This is a genomic window from Spiroplasma endosymbiont of Polydrusus pterygomalis, from assembly GCF_964030825.1.
GTDB lineage: Bacteria > Bacillota_I > Bacilli_A > Mycoplasmatales > VBWQ01 > Spiroplasma_E.
Genome location: NZ_OZ034964.1, coordinates 819,180 through 832,230, shown reverse-complemented (window position 1 = coordinate 832,230; position 13,051 = coordinate 819,180). Strand labels below are relative to the sequence as shown.

Here is a 13,051-nt window from a genome sequence, read left to right as displayed (position 1 = left end):
TATTTTTAGAAATAAATAATATAATATTAAGATTACACAATAACAGTCTACTAAACTATTTTTAAAACAATAAAAATAAATATTAACTCTACACTTTTTAAAATTTATTTATATTTATTTAAATAGTTTTACAAAATGTATTAATAATTTATTTATCCCTTCTCAAATTGTCTAATCCTAACCTATATATTCCAGATTATAACAGATATATTCTAAAAATGAAAAAATTTTCTTTAATTTTTTAAGAAAAAATCACAGATATCTTTTAATACTAATAATTAATAAAATTAAAAAAAGTTTTATCGTTTACTGTTTTAAAAATTAAAACTAATGATAAAATTAAATCATAAAAATAACTTAAAAGAAAAGGTAGTGAACATATGTATAATAGTAAAGTCCAACATATTAATTCAATAACAGACATTGATCAACTTTTACATTCTGGAAAAATCACAATAATTGATTTTTCAGCAGATTGATGTGGTCCTTGTCAGATATTAGCTCCAAGGTTCGAAAATGTTGCTAAGGATACAAAACATAATAACATTAATTTTATTAAAGTTGATATTGATAAGGCTAAAGAATTAGCAACAAAATATGAAATTCAATCAATTCCAACATTAATTTATTTTGATAAAGCAGGAAAAGTATACAAACAAACTGCTGGATTAGTTAGTGAAAAAGATATAACTAATATTATTCAACAAATAATAGAAAAAGAAAAATAAGGTGTTGATAATGGCTATTAAACTAATTGTTCTTGATCTTGATGGAACATTATTAAAGAGTCGGTGAAAAATCCATCCGAAAAACTTAATCGCAATTAAAAAAGCATATGAAAAAGATGTAAAAATTATTATTGCAACAGGAAGAGCACCAAGTTCAACTATTGATATTGCTAAATCTTGTTTAATGCACGAAAAAACAGGTTATATTATTTGTTATAATGGTGGTAACATCCTTGACATTACTAATGATAATAGATTAGATATATTATATGAAAAATCATTATCAAAAGAACAAACTCAAAAAATAATTAAATTTGCTAATAAGAATAATTTAGCAATCTGAGGATATAGTACTGATAATAAAACAGCATTAATTAACCACCGTTCACTAAAAGTTAAAATTATGGAAAACTTTAATAATTTACCAACTAAAAAAATTGATGAAAATACTAATGAAGATATGTATAAAATATTATTATTTTGTAAAAAGAAAAAACAAGTTAATTCAATTTTAGAACAATTAAATACTATTAAAGGTTTAGAACTTGCTACTTCTTCACATAATGTGATTGAAATTAATCCAATTGGTGTTAATAAAGCGGCTGCTGTTCAGTTTTTATGTGAAAAATGAAATATTACTTCTGATCAAGTATTAGCTTGTGGTGATGGCATGAACGATTATAAATTAATAAAATGAGTTAAATATGGTATTGCTATGAAAAATGGTCATCCTAATTTAAAAGAAATAGCATATGACATTACTAGTAAAAATACCTGTGGGGGTGTTGCTAAAGCTATTGATAAGTATCTATTTCCTAAATCAGAATTTAAATAAATAATTTAATTTTTTGATCACTATATTAATAATAAAATTGATTTAAATAATTTTTAAATTAAAATAATAAATATCACAACTAATAAAATTTAAGCGATTAATATGCTAACTAGCATATTAATGCTACACTCTTTTACTTTATTAAATAACTCTTATAAAGTGAAATAAAATTCATTTATTTTTTTAAAAGTTTATTATTGTTTTTTTAAATAAAAAAGTAATTAAAAAGCAAATTTTAAGTGATCATTAGCGATGTTTAAGTTTTCTATTCATATCCTCTTAAATTGAACGCTTTTAACTGTTCAAACGCTAATATTATTATATGTTGTTTATAAATTATGATCCAATAAATTGAAACATATCCGAATTTCAAGATTTTACTAAATGTCAAATAATTATGATAGTTATTGGTGTTTCCAGAATTTGATATAAAATCTAATAATAAATAAATCTCTTAGGTATGTGTTATCAACATTTGTTGAATATTGTATGTCTTTTTGTTGATTGATGTTTTATGTTACTTCCCAGTGTTTTGTATGGCACCAGCAAAACGCTTGCAAGTATTTTAGTTTTTAAAACTAATTCCATGATTATTTTTATATAACTTACTAACTAACGACCGATCTTAGCAGTTGAAGTTACAATATAGATATCACCATTGTCAGTAATAATAGCACAGTAACTGTTTACAAAACAAGTTCTATCTTTTTCGCTTTTAATATTAATAGCTTTGTTATTTATAAGATAAAAAATTTTTCTCATTTTAAAAATATCATTTACATATTGTTTTTAAAAATTGCTTAATGCTTGCAACGAAATTAATAATAAAAATATATTATAATTAATACATACAGATAGAGTTCTGGTTCTTAATGTTAAGAAAGAGGCGAAAGTAATGAGATTTGATTTTGATGTTATTACAATTGGTGGTGGCATTATTGGTGCCGCTATTAGTGATGCATTAGCAAAAAGAAAACTAAATGTAGTTATTTTAGAAAAAAATTTAAGAATTGCTCAAGAAACATCAGAAGGTAATTCTGGTGTCATTCATGGTGGATTTGATCCAATACCAGGAAAACTAAATGCTAAATTGAACTTAGAAGGTAGAAAACTCTATGAAAATGATTGATTTAAAAATTTAGACTTTCCATGAAAAAAAGTTGATTCTTTAATACTTGCTTTTGGTAAAGAAGAAGATCCAGAAATCGAAAAATTATACAAACGTGGTATTGCTAATGGTCTTAATACTACAGAATTATCAATCTTGACAACAAAAGAAATAATGGCGTTAGAACCTAATGTTAATCCAAAAGTTACTAGTGCCCTACTTTGCACTGCTTCATATGCAGTTGACCCAGTATTATTAACACAAAGTTTAGTTAATAGAATGTTAAAAAATAATGGAAAACTAAAAGTTGATCACAAAGTAATAAACATTGAAACATTAAATTCTGGTTTTCGAGTTACTTGTTTAAATAATGAAAAAAAGTAAGTTTTACTGCCAAATATATTATTAATGCTGCTGGTCATTATGCTGATGATATCGCAAAATTAATAAATTGTAAAGATTTTACTTTAAAAACAAGAAGAGGTCAATATTGTATTCTTGAAAAAACTGAAAGAAATATGATTAATAATCATATCTTATTCATGATACCAACGATTCATGGTAAAGGAGTAATTGTTGCCCCAATGCTTGATGGTCATATCCTAGTAGGACCTACTTCTCATGAAAATATACCAAAAAGTGATACTAGATTAATTACCATTGAAGATATTAATCTTATTAGTAAAATTGGTTTGAAAATTATTCCAACTTTAAATATGCATAAAATTTGCAAAGTAATTAGTGGATCACGAGCAATTTGTGTTGAAAATGATGATTTTTTTATAAAATTTGCTAGTAATAATTCTAACTTTATTAATGTTGCTGGTATTAAATCACCCGGTTTAAGCGCAGCGCCAGCAATTGCTTTACTAGTTGCTAATATGATTAAAAATAATTAACTTAAAAAGGAGGAAAATATTATGGCAGAAGTCTCAAGAGTAATTGTTGGTGAATTATTTGGCACATTTATCTTAATTTTATTAGGAAATTGTGTTGTTGCCAATGTTTTATTAAAAAAAACAAAGGGAGAAAACAGTGGCTGACTTGTTATTTGTACTGGTTGAGGTTTTGCTGTTGCTATTGCTGGCATGTTAAGTGGTATTTCAGGAGCGCATCTAAACCCTGCTGTTACCATTGGTTTATGAATTGCTAATAAAAAAGAAGCATTTGTTGCTGGAAATTTTTTTTATATTCCCCTTTATATTTTATTTCAGTTTTTAGGAGCAATGTTGGGACAATTAATTGTTTATTTAGCATATTTTAAACAATATAATATTACTGAAGATAGTAATAAAATTTTAGCAACTTTTGCTACAGGACCAACTACACGTAGTTATATTTGAAATATTGTCACCGAAACTATTGCTACTTTTATACTAGTGATGATTGTTTGTGCAACTATTGGCATTAAAAATCTAGTTGTTAATTCACCAATTCTTAATACTGGTTCTGCCTTTATTACCAAAAACGCTACCGTCGGGATTGGTGTGATGTTGATTGGTCTTGCCATTGGTGGACCAACAGGTTTTGCCATTAATCCAGCAAGAGACTTAGGACCAAGAATTATTCATGCTATTTTACCAATAGCAAATAAAGAAAGTTCGGACTGAAAATATGCTCCTGTTCCAGTTATTGGGCCACTTTTAGGTGCCATACTTGCTGGTGGTTTAGTGCAACTAATTCAAATACTTTAAGAGTATAGAAAGGAATCATAATATGGCAGAAGAGAAAAAATATATTATGGCATTAGATGAGGGTACCTCTAGTTGTCGTACTTTAATCATTAATAAAAAAGGAAAAATTGTTGGAAGTCATCAAATTGATATTCCACAACATTACCCTCCACAATCAGGTTGAGTTGAACATGATGCACTTGGTATTTGAAATAATCAATTAACAACAATGCAGCAAGCATTAAATAAAAGTCATATTAAATCTGGCCAAATTGAAGCAATTGGTATTAGTAATCAACGAGAAACAACAATAGTATGAAACCGTGACACTGGCTTACCAATTTATAATGCTATTGTTTGACAAGATCGTAGAACAGCCGAATATTGCGCAAAATTAATAAAAAAAGGCTGAAAAGAAAAAATTCATAAAAAAACTGGCTTACTAATTGATGCTTATTTTTCTGCTACTAAAATTAAATGAATTTTAGATAATGTCAAAAATGCCCGAGAATTAGCAAAAAATGGAAAACTAGCTTTTGGTACTATTGATAGTTGACTAATTTATAAAATGACAAATGGTATTGAAAATAATAATGGAAAAGCTAAACACGTTATTGATATTACTAACGCTTCACGAACAATGTTATTTAACATTAACACTAAGCAATGAGATGATGAATTATTACAATTATTTGATATTCCCAAAATAATGCTACCAAAAGTAGTTCCCAGCTCAGGTGAAATTGGTACTACTTATAAAGGAATGCTATTCCAAAATGATAATCAAGAAATTCCAATTACTGCTGCGATTGGTGATCAACAAGCGGCACTATTTGGCCAATTATGCTTAACAGCAGGTGAAATCAAAAATACTTATGGTACTGGTTGCTTTATTTTAATGAATATTGGTCATACTCCAATATTATCAAAACAAGGATTACTAACTACTATTGCTTATCAATTAAAAAATGAAGAACCTATTTTTGCTTTAGAAGGTTCAGTTTTTATTGCTGGAGCTGCTATCCAGTTTTTACGTGATCAACTACGAATGTTATACCGTTCTGATGAAAGTTTATGATATTCACAAATTGTTGATCCCAAAGAAGAGCAACGAATTTATGTAGTACCTGCCTTTGTTGGCTTGGGGGCTCCTTACTGAGATTCAACAGCACGTGGTGCTATCTTTGGTTTAGAACGTGGCACAAAACGTGAACATATTGTGAAAGGTACTATTGAATCATTAGCTTATCAATCACAAGATGTTATTTTAGCAATGCAAGCAGATATTAAATCAAATAAAGATTTAAAAAATGTAAAAATTAAAATTAAAGTTGATGGTGGTGCCAGTAATAATTCATATATTATGCAATTCCAAAGTGATATTAGTCGTACTAATTTAATTAAACCTAAAAATACTGAAACTACAGCAATGGGTGTTGCTTATTTAACAGGACTTGCAATTGGATTTTGAAATATTAATGATATTAAAAAAAATAATAAAATTGAAAAAGAATATAAACCAATGATGAAAGAAAAAAAAGCACAAACTTGCTATAAAGGTTGACAAGAGGCTGTTAAAAGAACACGTGGTTGAACTACTGCCATTAAATAATAAAATAGGTTAATACTACTAGATTAATTAATTTTGTAGAAACATAAAATAAAAAAAGTATTTTATTAAAATACTTTTTTTATTTATTAAATTGTAAGTTTTAGTACTAATTTTAATGATTTAGCAACTATTCAATTTTTAATTTTAGCCAATGCACTAAAAATATGTGGTTCACTAAGAGTATCTAAAGCAATAAGTCCACCACTAAATAGTAAACTATGAATGATATTTTCCTTACTTCATGGTGTGTTAGCAACAGTAGTACTGATTATCATTTGTGCAGTAATATTACCAGCAGTAGCAATAAGATAACTAAAATTTTTACCTAATACTGTAATTAGTTTTGATGAATAAGAAGTTTCAGCAGTAGTAGTTTCTTCAAAAAGCGAAATGATACTACTAGTTAAGCTATTATTTATTAGATTAACGGTACTATCCGTAGACATTCTACGGTAATTAGCATTTTCAATATTTGCAAATAAAGGAGACATTGTTAACACTTCTTTCTTATTATAATAATTTTCTTAAGTGCTACTTTTTAAAAATAAAAAGTAGCATCCAGTAATGTAACAATTACGTGAAACTACTTTTAGTTGCATATATTATTTTTTGTACCTAAAAGGTATGAGAAAATAATAGCACGTGTTTGCTACATTGTCTATCACTTTTTGAAAATTTTAATGATAACCTATTATAAATATACTAAAAAACTTATAACAACAGTTTTTATTATTGTTTTGTAAAAAAAAATTAAAGATAATTAACTATTAGGTAAAAATAAAAGTTAAATTATTATATTTATTTCCTAAAGCTGCAGTATCTGAATCTTTCCCCACTAGTCCAATCTTGATATAATCATAATTTTTATCACCAAATTTGCTATTACCAGTAATAGCAATAATATTATTCTCACCATTAATACTTAATAAATATGGTTTAAAATTATTAAAAGTTAAGCCAGTACGTGGGCTATTACCAATATAATCTAATAATGGTGCTAAAACATTACCAAGTAATGGGTTTTTCTCTTTTCTCGGATCTCATTCTTGAAAATTTTTTCAAAAATCATTAGCTTTTCCTGAAGAATTTTTAAAGTAATGTTCCTTTTCTCCTTTAAAATCAGCACCAACAGTAACCAATTGTTGATAAAAACCACCAATATCATTTTTACTAATTGATAAATATTTTGTGCCATTAACTAATGGTTTTAATCTTTTATCAATATAATCTTGCAATGCAGTAAAATTAGCTGTAAAACTACAATCTTTTACTATCGGATTAACATAAACTGCTAACTTAATTTTAATAGTATTGCTATCATTTACTTGATCACTACCATTAGTAATGGTATAAGTAAGATTACTAAAGTCTTCTTTAGCCGTGGCAAATAATTTTCCAATATTTTCTTCAATTAATTTAATAAAATCAGAGATATAAGTTTTATTTTTATCTTTTAAGAAAATAGCAAAATTAGGATCTTCATTATTAGCAATTAATTTGGCAGCATCTTCTAATAATTGATTGTAATCAATAGGTGAATTTTGTCAAATATCACAGGCAACAACATTAATTGTAGCAATACTAGTAAGTACAAAAACACTCATAATTTTTAATAAACTTTTCATAATAGCCTCTTTTGGTAATTTTTATTTTTTTATGATTATCTTCATATTTGTCTTTTTTGTTTTAATAATTGTCATTTTAATTTGGGCAATTTCATTACGATTAGTAATCTCATAAAATAAATGATAATAAATATATTTTAATTCATTAATTTTAATATTTTGCTTTTCAAGAAATATGATAAATTGATAAATTTCATGTAAAAGTTCAAATATTTTAGTTTTTTCTTCACTGGTTAATACTTTTTCTTTTAATTGGTTTCGAATAATTAGTGGTGCTTCTTTAATAAATAAGAAATCATTAATTACATGATGATAATCTCAATTATAAAATATCTTAAAATCATCAACTTTAGTTTTAACATTTTTAATATTATTTAAAATAGTTTTCACATCATTCTTAACTAAACTTTGAATAAATACTGCTAATATTAATGCTAAAGAACTAGCAGGAATAAAATATTTTAAAACTTGATCAATATTAATAGCACCCTTGGTAAGGTTTAAAATTGAATTTTTTACAATTAAATATAAAACTTCAAAACCTAAAACAATAAATAATGATCGCTTTTCGCTATCTTTTCATCAAACATTAGCAAGAACTTGATTTTTTGCTATTAATAATCGATTTAAAATTAAATAAATAATAAAGTAACAAAATCAGTAAATTAAAACAAATATGGCAGTGAAAACATTAGTAAAACAAAAAATATAAGTAATATTTCTTGCAACATTTAATACTACTAATGCTTTAAAAATAAAGAAATTATTTTCAAAATTTGAAACTACTTGATATTTATTTTCAATATATTTTTTAATTCAACATTTAATTTGAATAAATATTAAAGCATTAGTAGCAATACAACTACTAAAAATAGCAATGTATAAATATGTTTTTAAAGTAATAATAGTATCATCAGTAATATTAGCATTATTAAAAAAATCAAATGTTAAAATTTTATTAAATATGTTATTTTTAAGTTCTCATAATACTGCACATACTATCAAGCCAATTGTAAATAAAATTCATAAAATTGTTTGTATTAAATACTTATTGTTAAATCATCTTCAACTTGATTTTAGTAATTGATAGTTAGTCATAATTTATCTACCTTATTTTTAATTTTTATAAAATAATTACATATGATTATGATAATAAATCTAAATTATTAACTCACATTTGTGCTTGTGTTAAATTGAAAATATCTTTGCTAAGCATTATTAATAATTTATTAACAAATTTTTCGAAATTAGTAGTAGTTGGTAGTACCATTACTTTACCTTGACCATCACGATAAGGATTTTTTCCTAATTCATATTTTCAACTTAATGTTAATTGTTGATTTTCAATATGAATAATTGGTAACTCTTTATTTTCTAAACTAGCAGCAAATTCATTAATTAATTTCATTACTTTTGGCTCTAAAATTAATCTTAGTTTAATTTGATTATTACATTTGACATCAAATAAATCTTCAAATAAATTTGATTCTAGTTGTACTTTCTTTTTATTACGAATTTTTTTTAAAAATATATTACGTGGTGTTAGTGTCATTGTCAAGTTATTATTTTTAATAATAGTTGTGTAATAAACAAAACGTGTATAATAACAAGTAGTTTTTTCTGTTTCAATACTTTGCGCAGCACTATTATATCCAGAACTTAATTCATACATAATTTTTTGATTAATAATACTTCCATAATTAAAAGCTTGATCATTAATATTACCAATCATTACTTGTTCACAATAATTATAATAATTAGGTTCTTCATCTAATGGTAAATTACCTTGTGGTTTAATTGTTCAATAATCACTAATAGTTGCTAAATTCATTTGTGGATTATTATCATTAATTACCCATTGATAATAACTAATAATTGGTAATTCTGCTATTAATTTTTGATGAATTTTAGTTTTTAATACTAAACTTTGTACCAATAAAAAACAACCAATAATAAAAACAACAATACTAATAACGGTAAATGGTTTTTTAATAAATGAAGATTTGTTAATATCAATACTAACAAAAATTGCAATTGCCCCAATAATCGTAATCATCATTCATAAACTAATTCATAAGCGATTATTTATTAATTTAATTCATCAATGATTATTACTATTATTATAGTTAGTATGAATATTAGTTATAATTTCATTTACAACCTTTGCTGATAAATTGTGTTTCATACTTAGTCCAATCTAATTAATTTTTAATATAATTTTATAATTAATTTTGTTTTATAAAACATAAAAAGACTAATTATTATAGATATAATAATCTATCAAGAAGTCTACGCTTATAATTATAAAACTAACTATATTATAACATATATATTGTTAGTTTTTTTCTAAAAAATCATTAATTTCGACAATATTAACAGGTGCATTTTGTGGCGGTTTACCGGCATTACCCCCATACATATATTTGGCAGGAACTGCCACCATAAAAACTTTAGGATCAATGCGTGTTATTTTTGTTTTGAAAAAGTTATACTCTAATAATGACATTGTTGTCATCATCATTTTATATTCATTACCTGAATATAACCCTTTCACACTTCAAACATTACCACCACGTAAATAATTGTTGCGATAAATATCATTACGTATTTGTTCCAATTCATTAGAAATAATAAAGACACTCATCAACATGTATTTTGGATAAACTCTATTCATAATAAATGCAGCAACATAAATATAAACAAGTGTTGAAATAAAATAAGGTCTAACCAAAAAATTATCAACAAGACTAGTTTTTTGTAAAAAAGTTCCATCAAGAATTAAAACAATAACAACAATAATAATATTAGTATTTTTGATAATAGTAGCAATTGAGTATTTACGTTTCATAGAAATATAAGTGCTAATAAAATCCATACCAGCACTAGAACCACCAGTTTTAAATAAAATTCCAATTCCCGCACCATAAATTAAGCCACCTAATGCTGCAAAAATAAAAGTACGTGGTAAAACTAAATGCCAATAATTACCATCTGTTGGCAATGGACCTTCACCTAAAACTTGAAAGGTACGAAGTGTATCAATTGATGTTAATAAAAAGTTAATACCATTTTGAAACAACATATAAATAATGGTATAAAGAGTAAAACGAAACCCAACTTTCAACAATCCTCAAATAATGATAGGGACATTAATAAAAAAATATACTGGATAAAATCAAAATGCTTGCACTGTTTGTTGTTCAATATTATTATCTTTATAAGGTAAAGCAATAAATTTCGATATTAATTGAGCAAACGCTGATAAACCATTAGTATATAAACGAGCACGATTAATAAAATAAAAAAATGAAACAGTCGTTAAAAAAGCACCAAAAAAAATTAATACTAAATTTTTAACAGTTACTTTTCAATTAAAGTTTTTTCATGAAGAGCGAATTTCTTTCTTAACACCAATATTTTTGAAATTAAAAGCATCAATAATTAACGGTGGTTCTTTATCTTTATTTTTTGTTTCTGAATCATTACTCATATTATAAACTCCTTTTAATTATTAATATTAAATTGAAGTATTATTGGGTTATATTTACTATTATCAAAAGGTGAAGGTAATGACATATCAATTTCTGAATCCTGAAAACTAATAATAAAGTTAACTTTAAGTTGTAATTGATTAGGACCTGAATTTGTAACTTTTTCATCATCAATACCTTTAATATTAATAGTAACAGAATTAATAAAAGGATTTTGGATTGTTGCATTTATTCCTTCTTGAATTGCAGTTTTAGTTTCTTGCGAGAAATCAGTATATATTTTATCAATAGCGGGTTTACTGTTTTTATCAACAGCAATTGGCACTATTTGATTTGATAATTTAGTAATATCATCAACAATACTATAAACTATATAATCACTTTGTGTATAAAAACACTTAACATTAAAATTTTTTTTAATATATTGTTCAACTTTAAAAGTTTTATCATTAGTTACAACCCCGACTTGATACGTAATGTCAATACTAATTCTACCAGTAACAGCATTAACTTCTCAAGTTCTGGCTCCTGTTTTTTCATCAAAACTACCATTATCAATGGTAAAATAATAACATTTAGTGCCTACTTCTAACTTATCATTAAATCAAATTGGCGTTTTAATGCTTGCTTTATCTAAAATTAATTTAGCAAGTAATTGCGACAGACTATTGTGTAATGCATCTTTACTAATAGTTTGTTTTGCTTCAGGTTTTTGATTATTAGTTGGGACACCTGTTGGTTTATTAATACCAACAGGTAATAATGTTGCTTCTCAACCATTATACTTATCGTCACCATTACTAATTGCTTTTAAAATAGTATCTTGTTGTTGATCTGAACAAGCTAAAACTGGTGTTACTATAACACTAGCAAAAGTAAAAGTAGTCATTAATGTTAAAATTTTTTTCATCGCTAAAATCATTCCTTAATTTACAAATTATTAATATATAAATTGTATCTTATTTTCATTATTTTGCTATACTCTATCATGAAAATCTTTATAATAATATTAGTTAACATTAAAGGGATTGATAATTATGTTTAAAATTTTATCGCTAATAATTACTGGCTCACTAACTATCGTTTCTAGTTTAAATGAAGTTAAAACCAATAATGATCAAAACAAAATCATTGCCGAAAATACTACTATTTTAAAAGAACAAAGTTTAACTTTAGCTTTTGAATCTGGAAATTTTTATAATTGAAATGAAAATGATGAAACTAATCCAATTGCTGGTATTTTTACCAACTCACAATCACAATCTTATTTATTAAACAAAGATGGTACCTACAATAACTTAGATTTACAAATTAGTAATTTTATTAGATTCAATGATAGTTTAGGAATTGCTACCTTAAATAATTTCCATAAAAGTGATGATAGCAATCTTATTAATCATTCATTTTTAATGACTAAAAATGGTATTAATAATAATGCTAGTGCTATTGCAACTAGAAATCATACTTTTAGTAATTTTGGTAAAAATATTGTTAGTACCGATATTGGAGCCGATTTAATTGAACCATCTGGTAAAGTAACTACCTTAGTTCTGCCCTATCACTTTGGAACAGGAAAAACTAGTTTTACTGCTATTAATGATACTTTTGGTGTTCTTGTTGCTGGCAATCAAAATTATTATATTTTAAAAGCTGATGGTAATATCAAACAAATTATTACTAACAGTGGAAAACCATTAGTCGCTCCTAATCCAATATTATTAAATGGTTTTGTTAGCATCAATGATAATGGTGGTATTATTCGTGATAATAATGGTCAATTATTTTATTTAACAATAGATAGTAACCCTAATCCAACAATAACACCCTTATTAGCGCGTGATCAAACAACACCATTATTTTTAGTACTACTACTAATTTTTTTACTAAAACTAGTGATAATAAAGGCATTTTAAACATAAGTATTAACAATGGTTCTAAATTTTTTGGCGAACCATATTATTTAGATATTAGTGATACTA

At 25.2% G+C, this 13,051-nt stretch carries 14 protein-coding genes; 7 read left to right on the top strand and 7 right to left on the bottom strand.

What is annotated here, in order from left to right; genetic code table 4:
* The first annotated feature begins 380 nt into the window (after positions 1–380).
* Together trxA and ACQH25_RS04155 are read left to right on the top strand one after the other, a co-directional pair.
* A complete protein-coding gene (gene trxA / locus ACQH25_RS04160; RefSeq protein ID WP_425380824.1) occupies positions 381–728 on the top strand; it encodes a thioredoxin in 348 nt (115 codons plus the stop codon).
* 10 nt (positions 729–738) lie between these two features.
* Positions 739–1,563 carry an HAD family hydrolase gene (locus tag ACQH25_RS04155; protein ID WP_425380823.1) on the top strand — a complete coding sequence of 275 codons (825 nt, stop codon included), beginning with the start codon at positions 739–741 and terminating at the stop codon, positions 1,561–1,563.
* 612 nt (positions 1,564–2,175) lie between these two features.
* Here the strand turns inward: ACQH25_RS04155 and ACQH25_RS04150 are convergent.
* The gene (locus ACQH25_RS04150; RefSeq protein ID WP_425380822.1) at positions 2,176–2,325 is read right to left on the bottom strand and encodes a hypothetical protein; all 150 of its coding nucleotides are present in this window, start codon (positions 2,323–2,325) and stop codon (positions 2,176–2,178) included.
* A 133-nt stretch (positions 2,326–2,458) separates the two neighbouring features.
* Here ACQH25_RS04150 and ACQH25_RS04145 point away from each other — a divergent pair, with 133 nt between their 5' ends.
* Genes ACQH25_RS04145 through glpK form a run of 4 tightly spaced genes read left to right on the top strand, consistent with a single transcriptional unit; the run spans position 2,459 to position 5,956 of the window.
* The gene (locus ACQH25_RS04145) at positions 2,459–3,055 is read left to right on the top strand and encodes an FAD-dependent oxidoreductase (protein WP_425380821.1); all 597 of its coding nucleotides are present in this window, start codon (positions 2,459–2,461) and stop codon (positions 3,053–3,055) included.
* Between the two features lie 17 nt (positions 3,056–3,072).
* Entirely contained in the window at positions 3,073–3,570 is a 498-nt protein-coding gene (locus ACQH25_RS04140; RefSeq protein WP_425381848.1) for an FAD-dependent oxidoreductase, read from the top strand.
* A gap of 21 nt (positions 3,571–3,591) precedes the next feature.
* Entirely contained in the window at positions 3,592–4,365 is a 774-nt protein-coding gene (locus tag ACQH25_RS04135) for an MIP/aquaporin family protein (protein ID WP_425380820.1), read from the top strand.
* A gap of 22 nt (positions 4,366–4,387) precedes the next feature.
* Entirely contained in the window at positions 4,388–5,956 is a 1,569-nt protein-coding gene (gene glpK, locus ACQH25_RS04130) for a glycerol kinase GlpK (protein WP_425380819.1), read from the top strand.
* Positions 5,957–6,042: 86 nt separating this feature from the next.
* On the opposite strand, the gene ACQH25_RS04125 is transcribed toward glpK, so the two are convergent.
* The 6 genes from ACQH25_RS04125 to ACQH25_RS04100 all read right to left on the bottom strand — a co-directional run bounded on the left by ACQH25_RS04125 (position 6,043) and on the right by ACQH25_RS04100 (position 11,982).
* Positions 6,043–6,447: a hypothetical protein gene (locus tag ACQH25_RS04125; RefSeq protein ID WP_425380818.1), complete on the bottom strand. Its 405-nt coding sequence runs from the start codon at positions 6,445–6,447 to the stop codon at positions 6,043–6,045.
* A 276-nt stretch (positions 6,448–6,723) separates the two neighbouring features.
* The gene (locus tag ACQH25_RS04120; RefSeq protein ID WP_425380817.1) at positions 6,724–7,581 is read right to left on the bottom strand and encodes a hypothetical protein; all 858 of its coding nucleotides are present in this window, start codon (positions 7,579–7,581) and stop codon (positions 6,724–6,726) included.
* A 21-nt stretch (positions 7,582–7,602) separates the two neighbouring features.
* Positions 7,603–8,679: a hypothetical protein gene (locus ACQH25_RS04115; protein ID WP_425380816.1), complete on the bottom strand. Its 1,077-nt coding sequence runs from the start codon at positions 8,677–8,679 to the stop codon at positions 7,603–7,605.
* Positions 8,680–8,725: 46 nt separating this feature from the next.
* Positions 8,726–9,766 (bottom strand): DUF3137 domain-containing protein, encoded by a 1,041-nt coding sequence (locus ACQH25_RS04110; protein ID WP_425380815.1) that lies wholly within the window; start codon positions 9,764–9,766, stop codon positions 8,726–8,728.
* Between the two features lie 150 nt (positions 9,767–9,916).
* Entirely contained in the window at positions 9,917–11,071 is a 1,155-nt protein-coding gene (locus ACQH25_RS04105; RefSeq protein WP_425380814.1) for a YitT family protein, read from the bottom strand.
* A gap of 14 nt (positions 11,072–11,085) precedes the next feature.
* Positions 11,086–11,982: a hypothetical protein gene (locus tag ACQH25_RS04100; protein ID WP_425380813.1), complete on the bottom strand. Its 897-nt coding sequence runs from the start codon at positions 11,980–11,982 to the stop codon at positions 11,086–11,088.
* A 127-nt stretch (positions 11,983–12,109) separates the two neighbouring features.
* Between ACQH25_RS04100 and ACQH25_RS04095 the strand changes: the two genes are divergently transcribed.
* Positions 12,110–12,985 carry a hypothetical protein gene (locus ACQH25_RS04095; RefSeq protein ID WP_425380812.1) on the top strand — a complete coding sequence of 292 codons (876 nt, stop codon included), beginning with the start codon at positions 12,110–12,112 and terminating at the stop codon, positions 12,983–12,985.
* Positions 12,986–13,051: the final 66 nt, after the last annotated feature.